This is a genomic window from Sulfurimonas limnophila (genome assembly GCF_059705345.1).
This window is the reverse complement of record NZ_AP046127.1, coordinates 1458309-1484397: the sequence shown is the minus strand read 5'-3', so window position 1 is coordinate 1484397 and position 26089 is coordinate 1458309. Positions and strand designations below refer to the sequence as shown.

Here is a 26089-nt window from a genome sequence, read left to right as displayed (position 1 = left end):
CTATGCAAAAAGAGAAATTCGATAGAATTATCAGCTTTTTGCTTGGAGCATCATGGGCAATAGTCTTATTTGGTGCTCTTATAACCTTCCAAATCTTCTCTCCTTTAGGTCTTTCGCTGGCTCTTTTTATAACAATTACTTTTATAGTTATTTCACTATTTTTAATTTTAACTCTTGATGCTTTTGCGATAAACAGAGAAAAATATTATGAGATGAAAAAGCAGAGCGAGTTATTGGAAAAAATCTACTCCAAAGAGCCAAAATAACTTTGAGCAATAAACAAATCTCTCTTCTGTTTACACTTCTTCTAGCATTCTTATATATCTTTTTTGAAAATGATTTAACTCTGAAGCAAGAAGACGATAATGTTAAAAAAAATGAAAAATATTATCAGACTAAAATGTGTCAAGAACTAGGTGGTAAGATAGAGTATGTACTCCCAGATAAAACGAGAGTAGATTGTTTAACAGACGAATATGCGATAGAAGTTGATTTTGCTAAAAAATGGGCAGAGGCTATTGGTCAATCACTTTATTATGCGCAGATAACTGGTAAAAAACCAGCTATCGGATTTATAGTTGAAAATGGCGATGATAGATATATAAAAAGAGTAAAAACTGTTTCAGAAAAGTTTGAGATAAAAATTATACTATTAGAAAAATAGTATTTCTAGATTGAGCAAACTCTATTTCTTCCACTCTCTTTTGCTATATATAGGGCTCTGTCTGCACGTTCAATGATAGATTCAAGAGAGTCATTTGCGCTATACGTGGAGACTCCAAAACTAGCAGTTACACTTTTTACATTAGCGAAACTATGCTCCTCAATTTTTGCTCTTAAATTTTGAGCAACAAGCAAGGTGTTTTCTATATTTGCTTCTAAGCAGACTACAATAAACTCTTCTCCGCCCCATCTGCCAATAATATCAACCTCTCTTAGGTTCTTTTTTAATCTATTAGAGAACTCTTTTAAAACAGAATCTCCAACAAGATGCCCATATCCGTCATTTATATTTTTAAAGTAATCTATATCTATGACAATAATAGAAAATATACTATTGTTACGTTTTGCTTTTTTTAGCTCATTCTCTATCGTTTCATCTATCTTTGCTCGATTGTAAACACCAGTTAATCGGTCTGTTATATAGAGTTTTTTTAGTTTTGCTTTAGCGGTAGAGAGTTTTTGGTGGCTTTTGTGAAGTTTATCTATGAAAATATTTATAGAAGTTATTACTTGACCGAGTTCATCATCTGCGATTGTATTTAAACGCTTTTTAAAATCAACATTTCCTTTTGCTATCTCTCTTGAGTCGATAACGATATTTTTAATCTTCTCTTTTAAATCCTTATGCACAAAAAATATAATCATAGTAGATAGAATAAACCATAATAAAAATATTAGATTGCCATTAAATAGTAGAAATTTAATCTTTTCATAAATTGAGTTTACATTTGATTCCATATGCTCTTTGATTTTTAACTTTAGCTCATTAAACTGCTCATTTATAGAGTTATATCTTTGAACTAAAATCCTTGTATCGGTATCAATATTTTTATAGTCGTAATTCTCTTGGATTATCTTAACAGATACCTCTTTTACTTTTTTATAATACTCATTGAAGGAAACAAGAGCATCGTTTGCTTCATTGCTATAAGTAGTATTTGAAAACTTTTGTAAATTTTTTCTTATACTGTTTGCATCATATTGGGAGTTGTCTAGCCACTCTACTTCTTTAGCGCTTACTGCGTTATTTGTCTCATTAACTATTTTATGAAGCAAGAATATATTGTCGTAAGAGATTTCTTGTAGAGGTATAAGCTCTTTGTTAAACTCTTGAATAGAATTTTGCATACTGTACATGTAGTAAAATGCAAATATATAAAAAGGCAGTACAAGCACGAGACCAAGTGCAGGAGCAAGTAAAAACTTTTTAAGAAGTGATACTGAGAGGCAGTAACTGCGAAGAAATTTAATTGGATTCATATACTATTTTCCACTCTTTTTTAAGATCTTTTTTTTCTATATACGCTATGGTATTTGGTTTTTTTAGTTTATCTACTATTTCTTTGTAGTCTAATTTTTTTGTTATTGATTTTTGACCACTAAATAACAGCCTTGTCCAGTAGCTGTTGTACTCTGGTACACTCTTGCACAAAATTGTGGAACAAAAATTACGATGTAATGTTTCATCTTTAGATAAAAGAGGTTCCACTTTGATACCCTGCGTTTTTGTTGTTTTTGCTAAATATATATATTGAATCATCTCTTTTGAAATTACATCAAAATCAGAACTCTTGTTTGTAACTATAATAATTTGAGCATCAAGCAATGGGATGATAAAAAGTAGAAGAGTTATTATTTGTATTTTAAAAAATGTTCTCAAAATACAAAATCCAGAGCCATAGATAGTACATTCATACTTTTTGGATTGGTAGATGTGTTTAGATGGTAACTTCCATACTCGCCATCAGGAACTACATATTCATACTGAAATTTAAAATCTAAATTATCGTTGATATAGTATTTTACACCGAGTGTCTTTGATGATTGTGCAAGATTTTGAGATTTAAGGATGTAATCAAGAGAGGCAAAGCCACTGTTTGCTTCATATGTTGGTTTGTCCATCTCTGTTTTAGCGTATGTTATAAATGGTATAAACTTATCAAAACTGTATCCTAGAGTTGCGTAGTAGCCGTGTAAGTCAGCAAAAAAACTAGGTATTTTTCTTTGTCCGTACTCGCTACTAAAGATAAAATTGTTGTAGTCTATAAATATACCAAATCCAATATACTCTGATTTTTTATCTTTAAACTCATAACTATTTGCTAAAGTTGGATTTAAGAGCCTTATTCCATCAAATAGCTGATTTAGAGTATCGTTGGTCGCAGTGATATCTGCTCTTAGATATGTGGCTCTTGCTTGGATGGCTGGTGTGCCAAATGTAAAATTTGCGGTATATAAGTTCTCTATTTTAACATCTACTTTTTCATTTATAGAGTGAAAGGGAACTACTAGCTCTTCTCTTCCATATCCAGCTTGAAGTTCATAAAAATATCTGCCTATTATGTCCATATATGTTAATTGAAGACCATTGTACGAAGAGAAAGGAACTTGGCCATAAACTTCAACACTCTCTCTAATCATAAGATTTGAGTATCCTACATTTAGATTTTGAGAATTTCTATAGTATGGAGTTCTTAGTCTTCCAAGTTGAATTGAGATATTTTCATTTATAGCATATTTTAAATATCCCCAATCTATCTTTGCATTTATTTCATCATCATAAGCATAAGCACCAACACCTTGAAGAGTAAAAGATAGTTTTTCATCTATCTCTATTGTGGTTTGTACTCCAAGCAGAGAGTCTGTTTTAAAGTTTATATCATTTGACGAGCCATCTTTTTGAGAAATATCTTTTCTAAATATCTGAGTCTCATTATCGCTATAAACCGCACCTATAGTACCAAAGGTTTTTATATCAAATTCAATAGCATCTAGGTGCAATGAAAAAGTAAGCATAACAATAAGATAAAGTAATGATTTTGTTCTTTTCATGGTGAATTATTATATAACAAAAAACCTATTTTATAAATTACTCAACTTTCGCACATAGATTTTGATGTTTAATTTATCTACGAAAGCCCATAAATAGGCGCTTTTTAGTATAATTATGTTACCACTAACATCATTATAAAGGTCTATTTTATGGAACTTGCAAATTATATAGAAACTGCTATGAAAAGCATATTAAAGAATCCAATCCTTGAAGTGCTAATAGAGATAAAAATCACAAAAATACTCAAGCAGAGCAACTTCATTAAACGAAATGTCGGCTATCCACCATTTCAAATAATCTTACACTTCGTGTATATGCTTATCATGAATAAAAGACAGTCTACATTCATAAAAAAGAGCGATAGTGCATTTGGCAAAGACGCTTATTACCGATTTATCAAAGAGAGTCGTTACAACTGGCGAAAGTTTTTAATACTAAGCACTACTGCGCTTTTGCAAAGAATAAAACCTCTACATAAAAACGGTGAACATCGCTTGCTCATTATTGATGACACAGTCGAAGCTAAAAGTGGTAAACATATTGAAGGAAGCTGTAAATATATTTGGAGCAATAAAGAGCACAGAAGCATAAATGCGCTCAATATCGTATCTCTAAATTATGCAGATTCACATTCAACATTTCAACTTGATTTTTCCATCAAGATGAATGATAGTCGTCGAAAAGATATATCTGAATTCACTTCAACTGTTCATCATCGTAGTAATTCTCATAAGCGTAAAGTTGAATCTCTCAAAGGTAAAAACATTTTAGCTATTGAGATGCTTGAGAGAGCGTTAGAGCAAGGGGTAGATGCAGACTACCTACTTATAGACAGTTGGTACGCTAAACCAGACTTCATACATCAAGCTAATGAGCTTGGCATGCCAGTAATAGCAAGACTTCCAAATAATAAACTCATTTGGAACTTTAAGGGCAAACATAAAACTATGAATGCAATCTATGATAGTATGAAAAACTCTCGTCATAAACAGAGTGGCAAACATGGAAAAATATCTTATAAATATTTCGATGCAATTGTAGAACATGCTGTTCTAGGCAAAGTCAAGCTCGTATTTTTGCACACAGGTAAAGACTTGTTGGTTTTTATCTCAACTGATATTATCATTATAGGCAAAGAGATTCTAGCAACTTATAAAAAGAGATGGAATATTGAGCAAGGTTACAAAGATTTGCGAAACCTGTTTGGGTTTGGCAAAGAAGAGAATCGTATCTATGAATCACTAATTGCAAAAATAACTCTCTCAATGTTTGCCTACAACATTGTAAGCTATATCAATCGCATAAAACATGAGCCACAAACTCTAGGAGAATTATTTAGAGACTTAGAGTGTGAGCTTGAAACTCTTGCAATATCAATGCAACTCTTCATTCAAATACTGACAAAAATCTCTGAAATTGAAAATGTTGTCAAGGATAATAAAGATTTACTGACTATTCTCGCTGTACTCAACGCTTATACTCAAAAAGAGTTGGGTTTTATGTGCGAAAGCTGAGTAAATTATTTGGATTTTGTTTATGAAACTTAAAAGCATTAATTGGGTAAAATCCAACACAATCTTAATACTCTTTTATCAAGGAAATCTATGTTTGAAACAGTTATCGGACTCGAAGTCCATGTTCAATTAAACACAAAAACTAAACTTTTTTGCTCATGCCCAACGAGCTTTAATCATAAACAAAATATAAATACATGTCCAACTTGTTTAGCTCTTCCAGGTGCGCTTCCTGTGCTTAACAAAGAGGTTCTTCATAAGTCTATAATGTTTGGAGCAGCCGTTGGGGCAACCATAAATAAAACATCATATTTTGATAGAAAAAGTTACTTTTATCCAGATTCTCCATCTGCTTATCAGATTACACAGCTTTATACTCCAGTGGTAGAACATGGAAAGTTGCGCATCGATTTTGAGGATGGTTCGCATAAAACTATTCGTATAAATCGTGCTCATATCGAAGCTGATGCTGGAAAAAATATACATGACGGAGCTATCTCAAAAGTAGATTTAAACCGTGCAGGAACTCCACTCTTAGAGATAGTTAGTGAACCTGATATGAGAAGTGCCGAAGAGGTAACGCTCTATCTTAAAAAATTACACTCAATTATCCGTTACCTAGATATCGGTGATGCAAATATGCAAGAGGGTTCATTTCGCGTAGATGTAAACGTCTCTATCCGTCCAAAAGGTGATGAGAAGTTATATACTCGCGTAGAGATTAAAAATATAAACAGTTTTAGATTTATCCAAAGAGCAATAGAGCTTGAAGTAGAGCGCCAAAGTGATGCTTGGGAAGATGGCTCTTATGAGAGTGAGATAGTTCAAGAGACTCGCCTTTTTGATCAGGTAAGACAAGAGACTCGCTCTATGCGTGGAAAAGAAGAAGCTGCTGATTATCGTTATTTTCCAGAGCCAGATTTGCTAAAAACAGTTATAACAGATGAGATGTTAGAGAAATACTCTAAAATCCCAGAGCTTCCAGATGAAAAGATGGCGCGTTTTGTAAAAGATTATGAGATGAATGAGTATAGTGCAAGTGTTTTAACTTCTGCGATAGAGATGGCTCACTATTTTGAGAGTATGATGGAAGAGGGAGTTAGCTCTAAAAATGCACTTACTTGGCTTACAACAGAACTTCAAGGCAGATTTAAAGGAGAGATAAATATATCAAACTCTCCAGTTGATGCAAAAAAATTAGCTCTTTTAGTAAAGAGAATCGAAGATGGCACGATAAGCGGAAAAGCGGCTAAAGATGTACTTGATTATCTGATGCAAAACAGTGTTGATGTAGATAGTGCAATTGACACGCTTGGGCTAAAACAAGTGAGTGATAGTGGTGCGATAGAGGCTATATGTGACGCGGTAATAGCTGCAAATGGCGATAAAGTAACGGAGTATCAAAGTGGAAAAGATAAACTTTTTGGCTTCTTTGTAGGGCAAGTTATGAAAGAGTCAAAAGGTAGTGCAAACCCACAAACAGTTAACGATATACTAAAAGCAAAGCTTGGATAAGAGCTTTGCTTAAGTCTCTGCTCTTAGATGCAGCATATAAAATCAACACCTCGAAGAACTACACAAAAACAAAACATTTCTTTTACAATCTTTTAGAAAATAGTAACTATAAATATAAAAAAGTTTTTGACTTTTTTATGATTGCACTTATATTTTCAAGTGTTTTTATTTTGATAAGAGAGGTTAAATCACATGTAAATGATGAACTTCTTTTTTATAATAATTATGTAGTCTCAGTTATATTTTTGATAGAGTATCTACTTAGATTTTGGATAAGTGGCAGTATTACCGAGGTGATTATAAAGCAGAGTGAACATGATGTTATGTTTGGAGCTGAGTTTAATCTCTCTCTTGCTCTTAGAGATATTTTTTATCAAAAAATCAGATATATAATCTCTGTAAAAGCTATTATTGACCTACTTGCAATTCTTCCATTCTTCCATGAGTTAAGGCTTCTTAGACTTTTCATTCTCTTTCGCGTTTTTAAGCTTTTTAGATATGCAAAGAGTATTCAAGTCTTTACCTCAGTAGTTGCTGCTAAGAAATTTGAATTTTTAACACTCTTTATTTTTGCTTCTATCGTCGTTTTTGTCTCATCAGTACTTATTTATGTGATGGAAGCTAACAATCCAGCATCACCTATAAATACGCTCTTTGAAGCGGTGTATTGGTCTGTTGTTACAATCTCTACAGTTGGATATGGAGATATAACCCCAATTACAGAGGCTGGAAGAGTTGTCGCCATCTTTGTTATCATAGCTGGAATCGCAGTTTTTTCATTTACAACATCTTTGATAGTTACCGCATTTACTGAAAAACTAGATGAGATAAAAGATACAAAGCTAATCGATGATATTGCAAAAAAAAGAGAGTTTTACCTTATCTGTGGGTATGAAAATATCTCTAAAGAGGTTGCAAAAAAACTTGTACAAAACAGTGAAGTGATAATCTTAGAAGAGGATGAACAAAAAGCCATACAAGCCAAAAAAGATGGATTTTTTGCACTTCATTACGACCCTGGAAGCATAGAGAGTTATCGAAAACTTCGTATAAATATAGAGACGCAAGTAAAAGCCATTTTGTGTTTAAGCCATAGTGATGTTGAAAATGTTTATACAGCTTTGACAGTTCGCTCTTTTAACAAAGATGTTTTTATCCTCTCTATATTAAAAGCTAAAGCAAATAGGAACAAATTGCTTTTTGCAGGTGTAAACGAACTTTTGTATGAAAAAGAGTTGGTTGGAATGATAGCAAAAGAGTTTGTTGGAAAGCCTGTTGCATTTGAAGCTATTCATGCTCTTCGTTCTAACTATAACGGTATAGATATGCAAGAGATTATTATAAATGAGAGAATTATAGAAAGTTTTAAAGCTGTAGCAAATTTGGAGTGCCATAAACATAGAATCATACTATTGGGCATATATAAAAAGAACAAAAGAAATTTTTATTTTAATCCAACATATGATACATCATTAGAAGTTGGCGATTATCTTCTTCTTATAGGCAACATGCAGTTTATAAAAGAGTTTACAGATAATCTGCACAAAGGAAAGTAGTGATGCATAAGATAGCTTTAATATTTGGGCATAATGATTATACATTTGAGATAGAAAAAAATATAAAATCTCACTATAAAAAGATATATATTTTTAATCTTGATGGACAGAGCGTATCTAAAGATAGCAATGGCTATGAGATAGAAGCTTTTGATTTGAGTGAAGATTGGGATGAGTTAAGAGATAGTGTAAACATAGATGAGTGTGAGGCATTTTGCATACTTGAGGATATGTCAAAAAATATATTTTTAACGCTCTCTCTTCGTGAGACATTTAAAAATTTAAAAATTGTAGCGCTATCTCAAGATAAAGAGAGTACAGATAAGCTTATCTTAGCTGGTGCATCAAAGATTCTTCCAACTACACAAACTACTGCAAATATTATTGTTGAAATGCTTAAAAAGCCGATGATTACGGAAGTTCTACACAATATTTTATATGAGAAAAGTAATGTGAAAATTGCTCAAATTATTGTAAAAAATGCCCAATATTTTGATGGGTTATTTGCATCAGATATAAATTGGAGCAAAGATTATAATATAACACTTTTATCTGTGATAGATGAAAATGGCGATACGGAATTTATCTACTCTGCAAAAGCAAAACATCAACAGATAAAAAATGGCTATCAATTTGTTGTTGTTGGATTTGAGCGAGATATAATAGAATTTGAGAAATTAATAGGAGGCGCAGATGAGTAGAGTAGGCGTAATTGGAGCTGGAAAATGGGGGAGCGCTCTAGCTTTTGCACTAAGTGAGAAGTGTGAAGTTTATATAACTTCAAGAACTCCTAGAGATATGAAAAACTTTGTCTCTTTGGAAGAGATTTTAAGATTAGAGTATTTGGTTATTGCGATACCAGCACAGCAAATCTCTTCATGGCTCAAAGAGCATTTTATCTACAATAATCAAAAAATATTAGTCGCAGCAAAAGGTATAGAAGCGACAAGTGGTAAGTTTTTAAATGAGATATATGAAGAGTATGTTCCTTCAGAAAATATAGCTTTTCTATCAGGCCCATCATTTGCAACCGAGGTTATGAAATCTCTACCAACGGCACTTGTCATAAACTCTAGCAATGAAGAGTTAAGCAGAGAATTCGCCTGTTTTTTTCCATCATTTATAAAAACATATACATCAACTGATGTTGCTGGTGCTGAAGTTGCGGGAGCTTATAAAAATGTTATAGCCATAGCCGCAGGTATCTGCGAGGGGCTTGGGCTTGGAAAAAATGCGGCAGCTTCTCTGATTTCAAGAGGTCTGGTTGAGATGCAGAGATTTGGTAAAGTTTATGGTGCAAAAGAGGAGAGTTTTGTCGGACTAAGCGGAGCAGGGGATCTCTTTTTAACTGCATCTTCTACAATGAGCAGAAATTTTCGTGTTGGTTTGGGTATCGCTGAGGGAAAATCAAAAGAACAGATAGTAGAAGAGTTGGGAGAAGTAGCAGAGGGAATTGGAACTACATACGCACTTTATTCAATCGCTAAAGAGAAGGATTTATACCTTCCAATAGCAAGAGAAGTTTACAATATGTTAGAGGGTTTAGACCCGCATGTAAGCCTTCGCAACTTCTTGGCTAATTAGAGTAGTTAAAACTTTTTCTCTAAGATATAAGTTGAGATTTCTTTTAGCTCTTGTACAGTTACTTTTCCTTCAAGTGAAGGCATAACTCCAAACTTCTTTTTTGTCTCAACTGGAAAGAGCATCTTCTCTTCACTTGGATGCAGTGCATAGTCAATTATATACTTGATTTTATCCTCTTCATTTTCATAGCGCTCTCTTGCTTTTTTAGCAATAGCCCAGTATGGCGGTGCTTTCATGTTGTCTAATTTCTCTTTTGTGATTTCACCCATAAGATGACACTCTCCACACTTCTTAGTTGCTAGTTCTTCTGGAGTCTCTGAAGCAAACATAGTGCATAATGCACCAACAATTAAAGATAAGCTAACTATTTTTTTCATGACAACACCCTTTTATATAAAATGAAATAATTAGTATTATAACATAGAATTATTAAAAGAGTTTGATTTTATATATATTTTTAATTTAAGAGCAAAAAGATAAAATATACAAATATCAAAAAAAAGAGATTTAAAAATGGTAGATATAGATATGGTTGCATATAAAAAAATAGCTGTTGCAATGATAATCGCACTTGTAGTTTTTCTACTCTCTTTTATGCCTTTTACACTTACTCAAGCCCTTCTTTTAGGGGTTATTGCTTTTTTGGTTACTCTTTGGACAAACGAGGGTTTGCCTCTTGGGGTTGTCTCTTTGCTTCCTATCGTTTTATTTCCATCATTTGGCATATTATCTACAAACCTTACAACTCAAAACTATGCAAATCCTATCATTTTTTTATTTTTGGGAGGCTTTTTTATAGCCATAGCTGTTGAGAAGAGTAATTTGCACAAATGGATAGCAAATAAAATATTTTCTATATTTCCAGCTACCCCAAAGGGAATTATTTTTTCTCTGACTATCTCCTCAGGTCTCATCAGTTCTCTTTTGTCAAACACAACAACCGCACTTCTGCTTATTCCTGTCGCACTATTTCTAAGCGATGATGCAAAACTAAAGATGAGATTTGCTCTGAGTGTCGCGTATGGTGCTAGTGTTGGTGGTATCTTGACTCCAATAGGAACTCCGCCAAATCTAATTTTGCTTGGATTTATGCAAGATAAGGGGATGGAGGCTTTCTCTTTTGTGGAGTGGATTTGGATGATGACGCCTTTGGTTTTTGTCATGTTTATAGCTGTTGCTTCTCTTCTTAGCATCGGAGTAAGTGGCGCTAAAATATCTTTTGAAGAGGAGAAAAAAGAGTTAAACAGTGAGCAAAAAAAGATACTTTTACTGCTTGGTGGGATTATCCTTCTTCTTTTACTAAATGCTCCTCTTGGAAGTTACTGGGGTGGGCTTGGGTTAAATGAGAGTGTTGTTTTGCTTGGCGGAGGACTTTTGCTTTTTGCTCCGCCTTTTTCTATACTTGATTGGATGGATGACAAAGGTAAGGTCCCATTTAGGATAATGTTTCTCTTTGGAGCAGGATTTTCTATTGCCGCAGCTTTTAGTTCAAGTGGTTTAGCAAACGAGGTCGCTTCTTATCTTATAACTTTTAGCCAACACCCTCTGCTATTTATAATCCTATCTATCGCGGTTCTTGTAACATTTACAACAGAGATAACATCAAATACCGCTCTCATCTCTGTGATACTTCCCATAATCTACGCTCTTGCAATCCAAACAAATATGGACGCTAGGCTTTTTATGATGGTAGCAACTGTTTGTGCAAGTTACGCCTTTATGCTCCCAATCGCCACGCCGCCAAATGCCATAGCTATGAGCAGTGGCGCTGTCAATGTAAAAGATATGCTTAGATATGGGTTTGCGTTAAATCTTATAGGTATCTTTTTTGTGGTAATAATCGCTGATTTTTTTTGGAAATAACCACTTAAGAGCCTCTGTTTTTAAACATGATGTAAAAATCTTTAAATATCAATCCAGCCGTAAAAAACCATAAAATATTTAAAATATAGTTGTTGTTTAAACCATTGTTGTAAAGATATGGAAATGCTATAAAAAATGGCCATTTAAAGAAGTAGAAAAACAGTATGCCCGAGCCATATAGCTCTTTAAAGATTCTTTTCATAAGGCTATTTTATCGTTTTTAGATAGAATTTCACAAAAAAAACAGAGGTTTCTTATGATAGTTCATATAGTTATGTTTAAATTTAGTGATGAAAACAAAAGTGCAAATCTTGCAGAAGTTACAAAGAGGTTAAATGCTCTTGTAGAGCTTATTTCTGAGCTTAAGAAAATGGAAGTTGGAGTAAATTTTACTCTCTCACCAAGAGCATTTGATTTGTCACTCTACTCGACATTTGAGACAAAAGAGGATTTAGAGGCTTATGCAATCCATCCAGAGCATTTAAAGGTTGTTGAGCTTATAAAAAGTGTAACACTTGAGTCAAAAGTGGTTGACTATATTTTATAGCTATCAAAAAAAAAGAAAATAATCAAGTAAAAATTGATTAAAAATTATGCAGATTTACATTTTTTTAATTTTTTTTAGAGTAATATCCTTTTCTATTTTAAGATTAAGGAAAAATATATGCCATATGTAAAAGAAGTTTTTGAGTATTTAAAGAGATCAAGCCCGTCTCAAAAAGAGTTTTATCAAGCTGCTGAAGAGGTTCTTGAATCACTTAGACCATTAATGGTTAAGTACCCAAAATATAGAGAGCACAAGATTATAGAAAGAATTGTAGAACCTGAGAGACAGATTCTCTTTCGTGTGAACTGGGTTGATGACAATGGCGTTATTCAGGTAAATAAGGGGTATAGAATAGAGTTTAACTCGGCACTTGGACCATATAAAGGCGGTTTAAGATTTCACCCAAGTGTAAATGCTGGAGTTATTAAGTTTTTAGGATTTGAGCAAATATTTAAAAATGCTCTTACAGGGCTTCAAATCGGTGGCGGAAAAGGCGGAAGTGATTTTAACCCTAAAGGTAAATCTAACAACGAAATTATGAGATTTTGCCAAGCGTTTATGAGTGAGCTATTTAGACATATCGGTGCAAATACTGATGTTCCAGCTGGAGATATCGGAGTAGGTGGGCGTGAAATCGGATATATGTTTGGTATGTATAAAAAACTTGCAAACAAATACGAGGGTGTATTAACAGGAAAATCACTTAAATGGGGTGGTTCACTAGCACGTACTGAGGCTACTGGATATGGTGCTGTTTACTTTGCAAAATATATGCTTGAAGACAGAGGCGAAACGCTAGAGGGCAAAAGATGTGTAGTCTCTGGAAGCGGAAACGTATCTATCTATACAATTGAAAAACTTTATCATTTAGGGGCTATCCCTATCACTTGTAGTGACTCTAACGGGATGATTTATGATGAAGAGGGAATCGACTTAGAACTTTTAAAAGACCTAAAAGAGGTAAGAAGAGAGAGATTGACAGAGTATTTAAAACATAGACCAAATGCAAAATATACTCCGATTGAAGAGTATCCAGAAGATTGTAACGGTGTTTATACAGTTCCATGTTATGCAGCATTTCCAAGTGCTACGCAAAATGAGTTAAATCTAAATGATGCAAAAAATCTTCTAGCAAACGGTTGTGTTTGTATAAGTGAAGGTGCAAATATGCCATCAACTCTTGAGGCAGTTCACGCATTTGTTGATGCTAAAATCTGTTATGGTCCAGGTAAAGCGGCAAATGCAGGTGGTGTTGCAACAAGTCAATTAGAGATGCAACAAAATGCTTCAATGTGTAGCTGGACTTTTGAAGAAGTTGATGCAAAACTTGCTCAAATTATGAAAAATATCTATATAAACGCTAGTACTACTGCTGCTGAATTTGGCGAACCTACAAACCTTGTTTTAGGTGCAAATATCGCAGGATTTAGAAAAGTAGCTGACGCTATGATAGAGCAAGGATTAGTTTAGTCCTGCTCAGTGCCATCTCTTTGGAGATGGTGCTACCTAACTACAACCTTTGCATCTAAGTGCAGACAAAATATATTTTTCTCTTCTTCATAAGTGTAGTCCAGTGAAAAGTTGTGTTTTGCAAGTATCTTGTTTACGATGCTAAGACCAAGCCCAAAACCATCCCTTTGAGATAGCTCTTGCGTAAAAGGCTGTAAATAGTACTCAAGTTCTTTTGAGAGTCTTTTTCCTCTATTTATGACACATATTTTTTTAGTTGAGATGCTAATTGTTATGGGAAGTGCAGTTGCATACTTTAGTGCGTTATCTATAAGATTTTTAAGAGCAGTTGAGAGATAATGCAAATCCGCTTCTATTTTAAAATCATCTTTTATCTCAATATTTATACTTGACTCATCGCTGATATAGAGTTTGCTTAGTGCTTCAGTTAGGAGTGTCTCTGCGCTAAATAATGATAAATTTAATTTTGTAGAGTTTAACTTCTCTAGTTCTAGGAGCTCGTTTGTTAATAGATCAAGGTCTAAAAATATCTTTTGAAGAAGCTCTTTTTGCGTGGTATTTTCTATTTTTTGAATAACAAACTTACCTTTTGCTATGGGTGTTCTGAGCTCATGTCCTATATCTCTAAGAAGCTCTTCTCTGCTTTTTAAGAGCTCTTTTAAAGAGGATGCCATTGAGTTTAGGGTATTTGAGAGTGTTCCCATCTCATCGTTTGACGTTATATCTATTTTACTCTCAAAATTTCCACTAGAGAAATGCTCAATCCCTTTTGTGATTTTTTTAAGAGGAGAGAGGAGTTTTAGAAGATATAAAAAGATAAGAAACAGAACAAAAATATCTAAAAATATAAGGACATTTAGCATTAACTTGTCGTTGATATTATCTTCGTTTGGTGTTTTTAGGTTGTAGTTCTCATCGAGAAAATTTATCTCGATGAGAAACTCATCTTCAAGTGATGCTTTTTTGATAGAGATAAAACCAAATGTGTGCTTTTCATAGTAGAGAATTTCCCTCTTGCTTTTATCCTCTTTATCAACTCTCGCGAGGTTATATTTAGAGATTAGCTCCTCAACTCTCTTGCTGTTGTCGATATTTTGAAATATCTCATTAGCTATTTTTAGATATTTATCTCGTATGAGCTCATCTACTCTTTTTGAGTTGATGTTATCAATCCAAAAACCAATAACGCTCATAAGGATAAAACTTATTAAAAAAAGTATCGATATTTTTTTCAGGATTGACATGTTAGCTCACAAACTTATAGCCTATGCCCCATACAGACTTAATGAACAAGGGCTCTTTTGAGTCATCGCCAATCTTGCTTCTTATGTTGCTTATATGTGTATCGACTGTTCTGTTTTTTGCATTTTCATCGAGTGAAGTGGCGTTTATAATCTGCTCACGCGAAGATATTTTATTCATATTTTCTACTAAAAACAGAAATATTTCAAACTCTATTTTTGTAAAATCAATTGAGTAGCCATCTAAAACAACCTCTCTGTTTGCCTTGTCTATCGCAAACTCTCCGACTTTTATCTTAGAATCATGCGCCTTTTTTAGTATATTCTCAATGCGCAAAACAAGCTCTCTTGGCTCATAAGGTTTTGCAAGATAATCATCCACTCCAAGATCAAAACCATGTATCTTATTTCCTATATCTCCTCTTGCGGAAGAGATTATAATTGGGATGTTGCTTATGCTTTTTATCTTTTTTAAAACATCAAAACCATCCATGTCAGGGAGCATTAAATCTAGTATGACGATAGAGTAAGAGTTATCTTTTTCGAGCTCTTTTATGGCGTCTTTTGGGTGCGAGAATGCAGTACATACAAAGGCATACTCCCTTAAATAATCTGTTATAAGAGTTTGCATTTGCAAATCATCTTCTATAAGTAAAACTTTTCTACTCAACTCTCCACTCCTGCAAATAGTATGAGAAACTCTCTCTTTGTTGTGGCAATAAAATAGAGTGAATCTCTTTTAATGTTTTTACCTCTAAGCTTAGAGCATCTTCTTGTATCTCTTTTACAATCTCCTCATACTTCTCTTTGCTAAACTCATCTTCTTTCATCAACTCTTGGAGTTTTTTTTCTCTTTTTTCTCTTTTTTTATTAAATTTTTCATAATCTTTTTTATACTCTATGAGTATCTCTCTCATCTCTTTGTATTGATTTTTGCTAAGGTTTAGGTAGTTGAGATTTTTGTAAATGTGGTGTTTTTTCTCTTCATGTTCGTGTTTATAATTACTATCTGCATAAAGAGAAAACGGTAGAAACAGACTACATAAAAGCGCTAATATCTTTAATTTTATCATTTTCAATCAATCCTTTTTCTATATCGCTATGACACGCTTTGCAGTTTGCTTTGCTCTTTACATCTCTGTGTGCAAAAACTTTTTTTGGAATATCTTTATGCTTTTTTTTCCAAAAATCGCTCTGGGTTATTGCTATTATATCTTTATTTTTTATCGAATCTAAAACCTTTACGCTCACTTTTTGAGTTGAAGTCTCAGCACTGTTTTTCACTAAAAAATCTAAAATATTTCTGTTTTGTGCTTCATCAAGCGAAGCATCATCTCCAAAATGATTCTCCAAATCACCCATCATAGTTACCCATGAAGCAGAGGGGAGTATATGAGGCGGATATAGTGTATGACAAGATGCACACTCTTTTACAAAAAGAGCGTTTTGCATCTTGTAATCAACAGTTGTATGTTTTGAAGCGACTAGAGGATTGTTTTTTGTGCTTATGTTAAAAACAAAAAAGGCAACAAATAGAGCCAGAAATATCAGAGCAAAAAGCTTTTGGAAGATATTTAGCTTAATGCTAAAATCCTCTTTTGTAGACTTCAACCCATTAAATATAGAACTTAGTGTCTTATGTGCTGGATGAAGCACTCTATCGCTAAATACGCCCAACAGATGAGCTGCTATAAGAACAATTAAGAGATTGCTAAAAAACTCATGTACCTCTTCAAAGAGCTCCATTTTTTTGAAAAAAGTACTATTTAGCGAAGATAACAAGCCTTTTGCTTCTTGTACTCCAAAAGCTAAAATACCTGTAATTATAGTTAGAAAAACAACAACAAAAATTCCTATCATCACATAAGAGGCGATAGGATTGTGTCCTATGTATTTTTGCTTAGAGCTAAAAATATTTAAGGCAAACTCTTTGACGTCCCTAAGTGCAAGTGGAAAATCCTTAAATCTTGAGTACTTTGGACCAATGTAGCCCCAAAAAAATCTAAAGATAAGCAAAATCAAAACACCATAACCAATAAGTGCGTGGTAGTTTAGTATCTTGTCATCATCAGTTAAAAACGCAAGTAGTATCAGAGCAACAAAGAGCCAATGAAAGACTCTTGATGGAAGTGACCAGATATAAGAGTTAAACATCTTCTCTCCTTTTAATCTTCCCATCTGCCGAAGTTAGGTATTCTAATATCTCTCTCGCTGTATATCCCTTTTTCTGCGGTCGTATGACATGCAATACAGTTAAATAGGCCTTTTACCTCTTTTTGGGTTATCAAGTTTTCTCTTATCTCTCTATGCTTTTTAATCATATAAGGAGTTTTTGATATTGACTCTGGAACCTCTTTAGCTTTTAGGCTATTGAGTATTTTTGCGCTTCTTTTATAGTTTGCAAATTTTTCCGCACTGTTTTTGTTTAGATATGCCAAAATAGAGTCATAATCCTCTTTTGCCAAACTAGCATCTGAGCCAAAGTGATCTCCAAGATTTAGCATCATCTTATTCCAAGCATTTGATGGCAGAAGCCCTGGCTGATATGCAAAATGACAAGAGCCACACTCTTTTTTGTAGAGTTCATCTGTTACTGGTGCAACATCACCTTTACCATAACTACCTGCTAGAACCGCGCTGCTTAGCGCTATGATTAAGATTAATAACTTCATTTTAACTCCTTATTTGTTAATGATGTAAGTTACTACATCACCTTTTTCTTCGGTTGTTCCCTCACGATTGTAAACATCGTTGAAGTTTCTTCTTAACCACTTCTCGATAGTTTTAACTTCACTAAATCTCTTCGGATTTGTTTTAGGAGAGAGCGGTTCTATCTCTTTTGCGGTAAAGAAATTTTTACTAGGCTTACTTAAATCATTCCCATGACAAGAGACACATGAGACCTCTTTACCTTTTTTTCCTATATGTTTTGAGGTAAAAATCGCCTCTCCTCTTTTTGCATCAAATTCAGTGAATTTTGGATTTTTGGCTTTAGCCTGTTTTGCAAGAGCGCTTAGATACTCATTTATAACTGAGGCAGATGAGATAGTAAAAAGTAAAAACAGTGTAATTATGAGCTTCATTTTTCTTCCTTTTGTTTGCTATATGTTGGAAGTATAAAATGATTGTGTCAAATATTTATGTGTGCTCTCTTAACAGTTTCTTGACACTCTTGAGGTGTTTTGTTTAATTGGGAAGTAATTGATGGTCTGTTTTATAAAGGGGAAGTATCGGCATGTAAAAAACAGAACATGCCGAGATTTATTATCTTATTCTCTTTTGTTGATGTGTCTTAAACTCCTCTTTATCAACTACACCATCTTTGTTTGAGTCAATATCTGAAAACTCATAGTGATTTTTTTTATTTCTTAGCATTTTGCCAGCTTCTTCGCGCTCTTTTGCTCTTAGGGCTCTTGCTTCTTTCATTTCACTCTCAGTTAGAGTTCCATTTTTATTTAAATCAAAACTTTCAAAAATTGGCATATCTCGACCCATACTCTGCGTAGCAGAAGCAACAACAGGAACCATTAAAAGCAGACTTGTAGCAACAAGGGATAACTTTGCATATCCAACTAAACTTTTCATAATAACACTCCTTATTTTGGCATGGAAATATTCTACATCTAAAGAGATTAATTATAGATTTTTCATCATTTTTCTTGTCTCTTTATAGCCTATATCTATCAACTCTCTCATTTGGGCTAAATCGATGGCATTGTAGTTTGAGAGGTCTGGTTTTATAAGGAGATTTGCATCTTTTGATTGGATGTTTTTGTTTGTTTTTACTAAAAAATTAAAACTGTTGTACAAGACCTCGATAATATTTTGAGGTTTTTTATGTGAGTGATCACAAATTAAATCTACACCGATTATAAAATCTACATTTTTATCTCTTAAACAACTCAGAGGTATATTTTCTACAATTCCGCCATCAACAAGTAGTTTTCCATCAATATCAACAGGAATAAAAATCCCTGGAACACAGGTAGTAGCCATAACTGCATTAGATGTGCTTCCTTTATCTAGTATGATTTTTTTACCATCTGTTATATCTGTTGCTACCATACTAAGAGGTATCTTTGCGTCTTGTATGTTTGTCTCTCCTATATTCTCTTTTATCATTTCACCTATTTTTTCGTTTGATAAAATTCCAAATTTGCTCAATGTAAGCGTTACAAGGTTTTTCCACTCAAAATTTAAAACTATCTGCTCTATCTCTTTTGGGGTTTTGCCAAAGGCATAAAGAGAGGCAACTATTCCTCCAGCACTTGTTCCGCTTATGGATTTTATCTCTACATCATACTCCTCTAGAGCCTTTAGTACACCTACATGTACACCGCCTAAAACAGAGCCGCCACCAAGTGCGATAGATACTTTTTTGCCTCTAAATTTACTCATAAATATCTCTTTGAAGTTTTAAAGATTGTACCTAAAATTCTGTTAAAGGATATTTGATGTGCATGAATGATAAAATTGCAAAAAAATTAAAGGCAGTTATGATGTTGATGACTATCATGGGAATTTATACACTTTTTATTCTTATCACTATATATACAAGCGTTATGCAGATAGGTTATGTAAATGTGGCAAAGAGAAAAAAAGCTATCCTTCTTAGTGATAATGATTTTCTAAAAGCTGGTAATTACAGCGTTGCTAAAGAGAAGATGAGTATTGCTACAACTTTTATAGATTATCTCTTTTTTATCTTTTGGGTTGGTTTTGGAGTTAAGTTTTTAGAGCAAAATATTCACTTTGAAAATGAAGCTTTTTTAAATATAGCCGTTGTTATGGGCTTTTTGGTTATAGGTTCTGTTACATCTCTTCCTTTTGGTTACTATGAGAAGTTTGTACTTGATGAGAAGTTTGGTTTCAACAAATCAAGTAAAGCTCAATGGGTAAAAGATACGCTTATCTCATTTGTTATGACTCTTATCTTTGGCTCACTGGTTATCTGGGGTATTTATGCGATTATCTCAAACTTTGCTCTTTGGTGGTTTTGGAGCTTTCTGTTTATATTTGGGGTAGTGATTCTTATAAATATGCTCTACCCGACTTTTAGAGCGATGTTTTTTGACAAACTTACTTCGCTTAAAAATGAGGAGTTGGACGCTGAGATAAAAGAGCTGATGAACAAAACTGGTTTTGTAAGTTCTGGTATTTTTATCAGTGATGCAAGTAAGAGAGATGCAAGACTAAATGCCTATTTTGGCGGTTTTGGAAAAGCAAAACGTGTGGTTTTATTTGATACGCTTTTAGAAAAACTAAGCACAAGAGAACTTTTGGCGGTTTTAGGACATGAGCTTGGACACTTCTCACATGGAGATATTTATAAAAATATTGCACTTGTTGGAGCGATGCTCTTTGGGATGTTTGGCATCTTTGGAAACCTTCCATCTTCGCTATATATGGAGCTTGGTATTTCACAAGCACCATATTCCATTATGATACTTCTTCTTCTTTTTATGCCAGTTTTAGGTTTTTTAATGATGCCTATTATGGGCATTGTGAGCAGACATAATGAGTACGAAGCGGATAGAGTAGGGAGTGAGTTATGTGGGGCAGGTGGAGAGATAGAACTTGCAAATGCACTTAAAAAGCTGGTGACTGAGAACAAAAGTTTTCCACTCTCGCATCCTCTATATATCTTTTTTCACTATACACATCCTCCCGTATTAGAGAGATTAAGAGTGCTCGGAGTTGCACTTGGAGATATTGATACAGATGCGCTAGGGTCGGCATGTCAAGCAGACATATAGTAAAAGATGTTCTTCATAAGATAACTCAAGAGTTAAAAGAGAGTATCCCACGAGCCTCACGTGAGGCGCAACTTCTTTTGATGCACCACCTAAATGTTGATGAGCTGTGGCTACTTATGAATCAAGACAAGGAGGTCAAAGAGATAGAAAAACTCTTTGATTGGGTTGAGCGACGCTCTAAAAATGAGCCTTTTGAGTATATAGTAGGGTCTGTTAGTTTTTATAGTCAAGAGTTTTATATAGATAGTGGAGCACTTATCCCACGCCCTGAGACTGAGCTTTTGATAGATGAAGTTTTAAAAAATATAGAAGATAAAAACTCAACTCTGACAATCGTAGAAGTTGGCGTTGGAAGCGGAATTATCTCTATCATACTTGCCAAATCTCTTCCAAATGCAAAATTTATAGCAGTAGATATTTCACAAGCCGCTCTTGGCGTTGCAAGAAAAAACATAGAGAAATTTGCCCTTGAGGATAGAATAGAGTTGCGTCACGGCTCACTGCTTGAACCAATAAAAGAGAAAATAGACTATCTTGTATCAAATCCGCCATACATAGCAGATGATGCTTCTCTGGAGTCAAACCTCTCTTATGAGCCACAAAATGCGCTCTTTGGCGGCAGTGTTGGAGATGAGATTATAAAAGAGCTTCTTGATGGAGTCTTAAGGGGTAAGATTAACTCATTTAGCTGTGAGATGGGTTATGACCAAAAAGATAAAATACAAAATTATTTAAACACTAAGCCTCATGAGTCACTTCTTTTTTATAAAGATTACAGTGACTTTGACAGGGGCTTTACACTAAGGTTATAACTCTTGAAAAGAAATATTTACATAGATTTTGGTTATCTTCTGCTTTTGGCTGCGACTTTTGGAGCTGTTATTGTCTTGGGTGCATTTGTTGCTCCAGTTGTTTTTAACACTGATATTATTTTATTTGGCATTGAGCTAGGAAGATATAACGAGGGGAAAATAATGGCTGAGATATTTAGCCGTTTTAGCTATTGGATATATATTTTGGCTTTTTTTGTAACTATATATGAGATAGTTATGTATAAAAACGGGCACAGAGATTCACTGATTTTTGGAAGTTCTGTAACAGTTGTTTTCTCTGCTCTTATGTTTAGCGGAGTATATGCTCCAAAAATTCTCTCAATGCAAAGACTTGGTGAAGAAGCGACACTAAGCGACACTTTTAAAAATCTTCATATGGCAAGTGAACTTGATTTTAAGATTTTAGCAGTAGCTCTACTTATATTATTTATAAGAAGATTAATGCTTCTTAGGATAAAATAGCCTCTAGAAATTATATATAAAGAGGCTTTACATGTTAAGAAAACTCCTTCTTGCTGCTTTCACACTCCTTTTTTTAACAACTCAAAACTTAAGTGCAGATGGTTTTACAAAATCTGCAACAATAAAACCAGAACTAATCCAAAAAGGTGCACAAAAAGAGTGGTGCCCAGTTTGTGGTATGAAACTGGAGAGTTTTTATAAAACTTCACACACTTCAAAAGTAAATCATATAGATAAACAGTACTGCTCTATTAGATGTTTGGCAGTTGATATGCAAGAGCATAAGATAGATATAAATGATGTAAAAGTTGTTGACGCTATCTCTCAAAAGTTGATTTTTGTAAAAGATGCTCACTATGTAGTAGGTTCAGATATAAAAGGTACTATGAGCAAAGTAAGCAAACTAGCCTTTGCATCAAAAGATGATGCCGATGACTTTAATATAGAACATGGCGGAGAGGTAGTTGGTTTTGACAAAGCTCTAAAGATGGCTCAAGAGTCTCTTGATTCTGATATAGAGATGGTGCAAAACAAAAAAGAGAAGCAAGTCTATCCGATGGGTAAGAAGATATATGACAAAAACTGTAAAAAAGAGTTAGACCCAAACAACTATGTACAGATAAATGAGCTAAAAGCAGATTTACAAGAGAATCATCTTTGTGGAACTCTTGGTGAAAACGAGCTTCAACCGCTATCTTTATATATTTGGGAAGTAAAAAGATTTGAAGCAAATGATAAAAGATTAGATACGATTCAAGTAACAAAAGATGATAAATGCCCAATATGCGGTATGTTTGTCTATAAATATCCAAAATGGGCAGCGCAGATTTTTTATGAAGGCAAACACTACTCATTTGATGGTGTAAAAGATATGATGAAGTACTATTTTGAAAATAGAGATGGCATCAAAAAGATTCTAGTGACAGATTATTACTCACAAAAAGCCATAGATGCATCGAGTGCCTTTTATGTTCTTGGAAGTGATGTTTATGGTCCTATGGGCAAAGAGCTTATCCCTTTTAGCTCACAAAAAGAGGCAAAAGCTTTTAGTATGGATCATAAAGGTGAGCGTGTAGTTGGATTTAAAGAGATAACAATCTCTGAAATAAACAAATTAGATGAATAAAAAGAGCATATTTTTACTATATACTCTTATTTTTGTAGCCTCACTTTTATCTTTTGAAGTTGTGTATCTCTACAAAACAAAAAGTTTGGATGAGAGCTCTTTAGCTATAAAAAGGGAGTTTGTAGGCACTCTTCTTCTTCCAGATTTGGCAATCTCTACCGAGGCATCTTATGTCAGACATAGAAGTTTGAGTGATTTTTTCTCGATATATAGAGATGATGCCTCACTAAGAGAGTACTTTGCTTCAACATACGTATATAAGGCAAATGATGCGAAATAAGATAAATTTTTATATAGTAGAGTATGCGATAAACTCTCTGCTTAGACAAAAATATAAAACTATTTTTATCTCGATAGTCTTTAGTATACTTGTCTTTTTGCTATCTTCACTCTTTTTTATAACAAACTCCATAAAATATGAACTAAAACAGACGCTAGAAGCACTTCCTGAGATAACAGTGCAAAAGATTAAAGCTGGTCGTCATTATGATATCGATGTAAGTGCAGTTGATGAGATTTTAAATATTCGCGGTGTAAGTAGCGCAGTAGCTAGGGTTTGGGGATACTACTACTTTGAAAATGCTGGGGTAAATTTTAGCCTTGTAGGTATTGATGAGTATGAGGAGCAGTACAAAAAATCATTTGTAGAGGTTGCTTCAAATCTTGACTTTACAAAACCATCCATGATAGTAGGCGAGGGTGTTAAAGGCGTTATGGATAAGAGCTACTATAAAGAGTACTTTAACTTCATAAAACCAGATGGTACACTAAAAAGAGTAGATATTAGTGCTACATTTAAAGCCCAGAGTGAGCTTGAGTCAAACGATGTTATCATTATGAGCAAAGATAGTGTCAGGGAGATTTTTGATATTTCACAAACAAAAGCTACAGATATAGTTGTTCGTGTTGCAAATTTTAATGAAGTAGCAACTGTGGCTTCAAAGATAAAACTCCTATATCCAGATACAAGAGTGATAACTAAAGATGATTTAAAAATCAGTTATCAAAACATCTTTGATTATAAGAGCGGTATTTTCTTAGCGCTCTTTAGCGTTTCACTCTTTACTTTTTTTATCATTATATATGACAGAGTAAGCGGACTCAGCAGTGAGCAAAAAAGAGAGATAGGGATACTAAAAGCCGTTGGATGGAGAGTTGATGACGTTTTAAGAGAGAAGTTTTATGAGGGCTTTATAGTCTCAATTTTCTCATACCTCTTTGGTATAACACTCTCTTTGGCTTTTGTCTATATACTCAAAGCGCCTCTTTTACAAAATATCTTTATAGGTTATTCGCAACTTAAAACATCTTTTAACCTTCCATTTGTTTTTGACATCCAGACATTGGCACTTATATTTTTCCTAAGTGTGCCAATATATATAGCTGCTATCATTATCCCATCGTGGAGAAGTGCTACACTTGAAGCAGATGAGGTTATACGCTAATGGTCAGTTTGATAAATGTAATAAAAAAATATGAAGTAAACGAAAATGAGAGCGTTATCGCACTTGATAAGATAAACCTTGAGATAAAAGAGGGTCAAGTAGTCGTTCTTAGAGGCTCAAGCGGAAGCGGAAAAAGTACGATTCTCTCGCTAATAGCGGCACTAAGTAAGCCAACAAGCGGAGAAGTTTTAGTTGATGGCGATAGAGTCTCAAAGCTTCCAGATAACTTTGCATCGGATTTTAGACGTCACACGATAGGATTTGTTTTTCAAAAATATAATCTTATCCCGACACTCAGCGTCAAAGAGAATATAATCTTGCCTCTTGTTCCCATGAATTTGAGCGAAAAAGAGATAAAAGAAAAACTCCAAAGAGTGCTTCGTATGTTCAATATAGAGCATAAAGAGACGCAACTTGTAAAAAGTCTCTCAGGTGGAGAACAGCAACGTGTAGCAATCGCAAGAGCAAATATAAACAATCCAAAAATTATCCTAGCAGATGAGCCAACAGCAAATCTTGATGAGAAACTCTCCCTCTCTTTTATTGAGATAATCAAAGAGTTAAAAAGTGAGGGTAAAACTATCATCATAGCTACTCACGACCCGCTCTTTTTTGGATTAGATATAGTTGACGAGGAGATAGAGATATATCAAGGGAAGATTGTCTAATGCTTCTTACACCAGAAGTTTTAACCATACTTATCCTAAATATAATTTTTGCTATTTTTGCAGTTGTGGCGTTTGTGCTAAGCCTTAGAATTTTTTTAAAATGGGATGCAAATTCTACCTCTGCTATGCAATACAAGCTCGAAAAACAAGGCTTTTTAACGGCAACTATAATTAAGTATATATTTGCTATAAAAGTTCCTCTTTTTATCTTTTTTATCTTTGCTCTTGATAAAATCTCAAACGTTATAACAGGTGCCATGTGTGCGGCTGGAGTAGTTGATGCAACACAAATCGGTATGTACTTAATAGTGCTCAAGATTATAAACTTATATCTTTTTGCATATTGGCTTAGAGTTCACACCGTAGATATAAGTGATAAAAATCAGCCATATACAAGATACAAGTTCGGGCTTTTTGTAGGGCTGTTTTTTCTTTTGATGTTAGAACTTGCTCTTGATTTTTCTATGTTTAAAGATATAGAGATAGACAAGATGGTTAGTTGCTGTGGGAGCATATATTCAAGCTCTTCAACATCAGCGCTCTCTACACTATTTAAGATAGACAACTCACTTCTGCTTATGGTTTTTTACACAAACTATCTTCTTATAGTTCTGTTTTTCTTTTTTAAAAAGAGATATATCTTTAGTGCCATAAATGCGCTATTTATTCCAGTTTCACTTATTTCACTTATACTCTTCTTTGGTACATATATATATGAGCTTCCATCTCATCACTGCCCGTTTTGTTTTTTACAGAGTGATTACTACTATGTTGGCTATTTTCTGTACTTTTTTCTATTTATGGGTACCTTTTACGGTTTAGTTGTTAGTTTTGTAAAAGAGAGTGAGAGTAACTATAAAATATCACTTCTGTTTAACTCTCTTTATGTTATATTACTGACACTATATGTACTAAATTATTACCTGAAAAACGGTGTTTTTTTATAAGGATTT

At 33.8% G+C, this 26089-nt stretch carries 31 protein-coding genes; 18 read left to right on the top strand and 13 right to left on the bottom strand.

All coding sequences use genetic code 11. The annotated features are described in order from the left end of the window. Positions 1-2 precede the first annotated feature (2 nt). Both AC6H33_RS07485 and AC6H33_RS07480 read left to right on the top strand, forming a co-directional pair. Positions 3-266 carry a hypothetical protein gene (locus tag AC6H33_RS07485; protein WP_497604266.1) on the top strand — a complete coding sequence of 88 codons (264 nt, stop codon included), beginning with the start codon at positions 3-5 and terminating at the stop codon, positions 264-266. A 2-nt stretch (positions 267-268) separates the two neighbouring features. Further along, the gene (locus AC6H33_RS07480; protein ID WP_497604265.1) at positions 269-664 is read left to right on the top strand and encodes a hypothetical protein; all 396 of its coding nucleotides are present in this window, start codon (positions 269-271) and stop codon (positions 662-664) included. 5 nt (positions 665-669) lie between these two features. On the opposite strand, the gene AC6H33_RS07475 is transcribed toward AC6H33_RS07480, so the two are convergent. The 3 genes from AC6H33_RS07475 to AC6H33_RS07465 are packed head-to-tail and all read right to left on the bottom strand — an operon-like array spanning position 670 to position 3555. Further along, complete coding sequence (locus AC6H33_RS07475) at positions 670-1983, bottom strand: diguanylate cyclase (RefSeq protein ID WP_497604264.1); 1314 nt, start codon at positions 1981-1983, stop codon at positions 670-672. Beyond that, positions 1970-2383 (bottom strand): hypothetical protein, encoded by a 414-nt coding sequence (locus tag AC6H33_RS07470; RefSeq protein ID WP_497604263.1) that lies wholly within the window; start codon positions 2381-2383, stop codon positions 1970-1972. Before AC6H33_RS07470 ends, AC6H33_RS07475 begins: the two co-directional genes overlap by 14 nt. After that, positions 2380-3555, bottom strand: a complete 1176-nt coding sequence (locus tag AC6H33_RS07465; RefSeq protein WP_497604262.1) for a hypothetical protein — start codon at positions 3553-3555, stop codon at positions 2380-2382. The genes AC6H33_RS07470 and AC6H33_RS07465 overlap by 4 nt, the downstream gene beginning before the upstream one ends. 150 nt (positions 3556-3705) lie before the next feature. Here AC6H33_RS07465 and AC6H33_RS07460 point away from each other — a divergent pair, with 150 nt between their 5' ends. From AC6H33_RS07460 to AC6H33_RS07440, 5 genes are all read left to right on the top strand, one after another. Continuing rightward, complete coding sequence (locus AC6H33_RS07460; protein WP_497603908.1) at positions 3706-5070, top strand: IS4 family transposase; 1365 nt, start codon at positions 3706-3708, stop codon at positions 5068-5070. Positions 5071-5160: 90 nt separating this feature from the next. Continuing rightward, the gene (gatB, locus tag AC6H33_RS07455; RefSeq protein WP_497604261.1) at positions 5161-6585 is read left to right on the top strand and encodes an Asp-tRNA(Asn)/Glu-tRNA(Gln) amidotransferase subunit GatB; all 1425 of its coding nucleotides are present in this window, start codon (positions 5161-5163) and stop codon (positions 6583-6585) included. Positions 6586-6590: 5 nt separating this feature from the next. Further along, a complete protein-coding gene (locus AC6H33_RS07450; protein ID WP_497604260.1) occupies positions 6591-8141 on the top strand; it encodes an ion transporter in 1551 nt (516 codons plus the stop codon). A gap of 2 nt (positions 8142-8143) precedes the next feature. After that, positions 8144-8842, top strand: a complete 699-nt coding sequence (locus AC6H33_RS07445) for an NAD-binding protein (RefSeq protein ID WP_497604259.1) — start codon at positions 8144-8146, stop codon at positions 8840-8842. After that, entirely contained in the window at positions 8835-9725 is an 891-nt protein-coding gene (locus AC6H33_RS07440; protein WP_497604258.1) for an NAD(P)H-dependent glycerol-3-phosphate dehydrogenase, read from the top strand. The genes AC6H33_RS07445 and AC6H33_RS07440 overlap by 8 nt, the downstream gene beginning before the upstream one ends. Before the next feature lie 5 nt (positions 9726-9730). On the opposite strand, the gene AC6H33_RS07435 is transcribed toward AC6H33_RS07440, so the two are convergent. Beyond that, on the bottom strand, positions 9731-10102 hold the full coding sequence (locus AC6H33_RS07435; RefSeq protein WP_497604257.1) for a cytochrome c family protein: 372 nt from the start codon (positions 10100-10102) through the stop codon (positions 9731-9733). 136 nt (positions 10103-10238) lie between these two features. Between AC6H33_RS07435 and AC6H33_RS07430 the strand changes: the two genes are divergently transcribed. Further along, positions 10239-11588 carry an SLC13 family permease gene (locus tag AC6H33_RS07430; RefSeq protein WP_497604256.1) on the top strand — a complete coding sequence of 450 codons (1350 nt, stop codon included), beginning with the start codon at positions 10239-10241 and terminating at the stop codon, positions 11586-11588. A gap of 4 nt (positions 11589-11592) precedes the next feature. Here the strand turns inward: AC6H33_RS07430 and AC6H33_RS07425 are convergent, their stop codons facing one another. Further along, positions 11593-11790 carry a hypothetical protein gene (locus tag AC6H33_RS07425; RefSeq protein WP_497604255.1) on the bottom strand — a complete coding sequence of 66 codons (198 nt, stop codon included), beginning with the start codon at positions 11788-11790 and terminating at the stop codon, positions 11593-11595. A gap of 54 nt (positions 11791-11844) precedes the next feature. On the opposite strand from AC6H33_RS07425, the gene AC6H33_RS07420 reads away from it, so the two are divergent. Continuing rightward, a complete protein-coding gene (locus AC6H33_RS07420; RefSeq protein ID WP_497604254.1) occupies positions 11845-12135 on the top strand; it encodes a Dabb family protein in 291 nt (96 codons plus the stop codon). Positions 12136-12252: 117 nt separating this feature from the next. Next, on the top strand, positions 12253-13605 hold the full coding sequence (gene gdhA, locus AC6H33_RS07415; RefSeq protein ID WP_497604253.1) for an NADP-specific glutamate dehydrogenase: 1353 nt from the start codon (positions 12253-12255) through the stop codon (positions 13603-13605). Positions 13606-13637: 32 nt separating this feature from the next. Here gdhA and AC6H33_RS07410 read toward each other — a convergent pair whose 3' ends face one another. The 8 genes from AC6H33_RS07410 to AC6H33_RS07375 form a co-directional block, all read right to left on the bottom strand. Next, positions 13638-14849: an ArsS family sensor histidine kinase gene (locus tag AC6H33_RS07410; RefSeq protein ID WP_497604252.1), complete on the bottom strand. Its 1212-nt coding sequence runs from the start codon at positions 14847-14849 to the stop codon at positions 13638-13640. A 1-nt stretch (position 14850) separates the two neighbouring features. After that, complete coding sequence (locus AC6H33_RS07405) at positions 14851-15516, bottom strand: response regulator transcription factor (protein WP_497604251.1); 666 nt, start codon at positions 15514-15516, stop codon at positions 14851-14853. Beyond that, positions 15509-15919 (bottom strand): Spy/CpxP family protein refolding chaperone, encoded by a 411-nt coding sequence (locus AC6H33_RS07400; RefSeq protein ID WP_497604250.1) that lies wholly within the window; start codon positions 15917-15919, stop codon positions 15509-15511. The genes AC6H33_RS07405 and AC6H33_RS07400 overlap by 8 nt, the downstream gene beginning before the upstream one ends. Continuing rightward, the gene (locus tag AC6H33_RS07395; protein WP_497604249.1) at positions 15885-17000 is read right to left on the bottom strand and encodes a cytochrome b/b6 domain-containing protein; all 1116 of its coding nucleotides are present in this window, start codon (positions 16998-17000) and stop codon (positions 15885-15887) included. Before AC6H33_RS07395 ends, AC6H33_RS07400 begins: the two co-directional genes overlap by 35 nt. Positions 17001-17011: 11 nt before the next feature. Beyond that, positions 17012-17518: a diheme cytochrome c gene (locus tag AC6H33_RS07390; RefSeq protein WP_497604248.1), complete on the bottom strand. Its 507-nt coding sequence runs from the start codon at positions 17516-17518 to the stop codon at positions 17012-17014. 9 nt (positions 17519-17527) lie between these two features. Next, complete coding sequence (locus tag AC6H33_RS07385; RefSeq protein WP_497604247.1) at positions 17528-17929, bottom strand: DUF1924 domain-containing protein; 402 nt, start codon at positions 17927-17929, stop codon at positions 17528-17530. Positions 17930-18110: 181 nt separating this feature from the next. Next, positions 18111-18431 (bottom strand): EF-hand domain-containing protein, encoded by a 321-nt coding sequence (locus tag AC6H33_RS07380; protein WP_497604246.1) that lies wholly within the window; start codon positions 18429-18431, stop codon positions 18111-18113. 51 nt (positions 18432-18482) lie between these two features. Beyond that, complete coding sequence (locus AC6H33_RS07375) at positions 18483-19244, bottom strand: patatin-like phospholipase family protein (RefSeq protein ID WP_497604245.1); 762 nt, start codon at positions 19242-19244, stop codon at positions 18483-18485. A 62-nt stretch (positions 19245-19306) separates the two neighbouring features. On the opposite strand from AC6H33_RS07375, the gene AC6H33_RS07370 reads away from it, so the two are divergent. The 8 genes from AC6H33_RS07370 to AC6H33_RS07335 are packed head-to-tail and all read left to right on the top strand — an operon-like array spanning position 19307 to position 26083. Continuing rightward, a complete protein-coding gene (locus AC6H33_RS07370; RefSeq protein WP_497604244.1) occupies positions 19307-20602 on the top strand; it encodes a M48 family metallopeptidase in 1296 nt (431 codons plus the stop codon). Then, complete coding sequence (prmC, locus tag AC6H33_RS07365; protein ID WP_497604243.1) at positions 20584-21414, top strand: peptide chain release factor N(5)-glutamine methyltransferase; 831 nt, start codon at positions 20584-20586, stop codon at positions 21412-21414. Before AC6H33_RS07370 ends, prmC begins: the two co-directional genes overlap by 19 nt. A gap of 3 nt (positions 21415-21417) precedes the next feature. Beyond that, positions 21418-21897, top strand: coding sequence for a DUF4149 domain-containing protein (locus AC6H33_RS07360; protein WP_497604242.1), 480 nt, complete (start codon positions 21418-21420; stop codon positions 21895-21897). A 31-nt stretch (positions 21898-21928) separates the two neighbouring features. Continuing rightward, positions 21929-23023 (top strand): nitrous oxide reductase accessory protein NosL, encoded by a 1095-nt coding sequence (locus AC6H33_RS07355; protein WP_497604241.1) that lies wholly within the window; start codon positions 21929-21931, stop codon positions 23021-23023. Beyond that, positions 23016-23303 carry a hypothetical protein gene (locus AC6H33_RS07350; RefSeq protein ID WP_497604240.1) on the top strand — a complete coding sequence of 96 codons (288 nt, stop codon included), beginning with the start codon at positions 23016-23018 and terminating at the stop codon, positions 23301-23303. The genes AC6H33_RS07355 and AC6H33_RS07350 overlap by 8 nt, the downstream gene beginning before the upstream one ends. Next, positions 23293-24468, top strand: coding sequence for an ABC transporter permease (locus AC6H33_RS07345; RefSeq protein WP_497604239.1), 1176 nt, complete (start codon positions 23293-23295; stop codon positions 24466-24468). Before AC6H33_RS07350 ends, AC6H33_RS07345 begins: the two co-directional genes overlap by 11 nt. Next, positions 24468-25136 (top strand): ABC transporter ATP-binding protein, encoded by a 669-nt coding sequence (locus AC6H33_RS07340; RefSeq protein WP_497604238.1) that lies wholly within the window; start codon positions 24468-24470, stop codon positions 25134-25136. The genes AC6H33_RS07345 and AC6H33_RS07340 overlap by 1 nt, the downstream gene beginning before the upstream one ends. Then, on the top strand, positions 25136-26083 hold the full coding sequence (locus tag AC6H33_RS07335) for a hypothetical protein (protein ID WP_497604237.1): 948 nt from the start codon (positions 25136-25138) through the stop codon (positions 26081-26083). The genes AC6H33_RS07340 and AC6H33_RS07335 overlap by 1 nt, the downstream gene beginning before the upstream one ends. Positions 26084-26089 lie beyond the last annotated feature (6 nt).

What these genes read in the sequence shown, in the direction of transcription:
- AC6H33_RS07485 (WP_497604266.1), top strand. Translation starts at nt 3, where the DNA reads ATGCAAAAAGAGAAATTCGATAGAATTATCAGCTTTTTGCTTGGAGCA.
- AC6H33_RS07475 (WP_497604264.1), bottom strand. Translation starts at nt 1,983, where the DNA reads ATGAATCCAATTAAATTTCTTCGCAGTTACTGCCTCTCAGTATCACTT.
- AC6H33_RS07465 (WP_497604262.1), bottom strand. Translation starts at nt 3,555, where the DNA reads ATGAAAAGAACAAAATCATTACTTTATCTTATTGTTATGCTTACTTTT.
- AC6H33_RS07460 (WP_497603908.1), top strand. Translation starts at nt 3,706, where the DNA reads ATGGAACTTGCAAATTATATAGAAACTGCTATGAAAAGCATATTAAAG.
- gatB (WP_497604261.1), top strand. Translation starts at nt 5,161, where the DNA reads ATGTTTGAAACAGTTATCGGACTCGAAGTCCATGTTCAATTAAACACA.
- AC6H33_RS07445 (WP_497604259.1), top strand. Translation starts at nt 8,144, where the DNA reads ATGCATAAGATAGCTTTAATATTTGGGCATAATGATTATACATTTGAG.
- AC6H33_RS07440 (WP_497604258.1), top strand. Translation starts at nt 8,835, where the DNA reads ATGAGTAGAGTAGGCGTAATTGGAGCTGGAAAATGGGGGAGCGCTCTA.
- AC6H33_RS07435 (WP_497604257.1), bottom strand. Translation starts at nt 10,102, where the DNA reads ATGAAAAAAATAGTTAGCTTATCTTTAATTGTTGGTGCATTATGCACT.
- AC6H33_RS07430 (WP_497604256.1), top strand. Translation starts at nt 10,239, where the DNA reads ATGGTAGATATAGATATGGTTGCATATAAAAAAATAGCTGTTGCAATG.
- AC6H33_RS07425 (WP_497604255.1), bottom strand. Translation starts at nt 11,790, where the DNA reads ATGAAAAGAATCTTTAAAGAGCTATATGGCTCGGGCATACTGTTTTTC.
- AC6H33_RS07420 (WP_497604254.1), top strand. Translation starts at nt 11,845, where the DNA reads ATGATAGTTCATATAGTTATGTTTAAATTTAGTGATGAAAACAAAAGT.
- gdhA (WP_497604253.1), top strand. Translation starts at nt 12,253, where the DNA reads ATGCCATATGTAAAAGAAGTTTTTGAGTATTTAAAGAGATCAAGCCCG.
- AC6H33_RS07410 (WP_497604252.1), bottom strand. Translation starts at nt 14,849, where the DNA reads ATGTCAATCCTGAAAAAAATATCGATACTTTTTTTAATAAGTTTTATC.
- AC6H33_RS07400 (WP_497604250.1), bottom strand. Translation starts at nt 15,919, where the DNA reads ATGATAAAATTAAAGATATTAGCGCTTTTATGTAGTCTGTTTCTACCG.
- AC6H33_RS07395 (WP_497604249.1), bottom strand. Translation starts at nt 17,000, where the DNA reads ATGTTTAACTCTTATATCTGGTCACTTCCATCAAGAGTCTTTCATTGG.
- AC6H33_RS07390 (WP_497604248.1), bottom strand. Translation starts at nt 17,518, where the DNA reads ATGAAGTTATTAATCTTAATCATAGCGCTAAGCAGCGCGGTTCTAGCA.
- AC6H33_RS07385 (WP_497604247.1), bottom strand. Translation starts at nt 17,929, where the DNA reads ATGAAGCTCATAATTACACTGTTTTTACTTTTTACTATCTCATCTGCC.
- AC6H33_RS07380 (WP_497604246.1), bottom strand. Translation starts at nt 18,431, where the DNA reads ATGAAAAGTTTAGTTGGATATGCAAAGTTATCCCTTGTTGCTACAAGT.
- AC6H33_RS07375 (WP_497604245.1), bottom strand. Translation starts at nt 19,244, where the DNA reads ATGAGTAAATTTAGAGGCAAAAAAGTATCTATCGCACTTGGTGGCGGC.
- AC6H33_RS07370 (WP_497604244.1), top strand. Translation starts at nt 19,307, where the DNA reads ATGAATGATAAAATTGCAAAAAAATTAAAGGCAGTTATGATGTTGATG.
- prmC (WP_497604243.1), top strand. Translation starts at nt 20,584, where the DNA reads ATGTCAAGCAGACATATAGTAAAAGATGTTCTTCATAAGATAACTCAA.
- AC6H33_RS07355 (WP_497604241.1), top strand. Translation starts at nt 21,929, where the DNA reads ATGTTAAGAAAACTCCTTCTTGCTGCTTTCACACTCCTTTTTTTAACA.
- AC6H33_RS07350 (WP_497604240.1), top strand. Translation starts at nt 23,016, where the DNA reads ATGAATAAAAAGAGCATATTTTTACTATATACTCTTATTTTTGTAGCC.
- AC6H33_RS07345 (WP_497604239.1), top strand. Translation starts at nt 23,293, where the DNA reads ATGCGAAATAAGATAAATTTTTATATAGTAGAGTATGCGATAAACTCT.
- AC6H33_RS07340 (WP_497604238.1), top strand. Translation starts at nt 24,468, where the DNA reads ATGGTCAGTTTGATAAATGTAATAAAAAAATATGAAGTAAACGAAAAT.
- AC6H33_RS07335 (WP_497604237.1), top strand. Translation starts at nt 25,136, where the DNA reads ATGCTTCTTACACCAGAAGTTTTAACCATACTTATCCTAAATATAATT.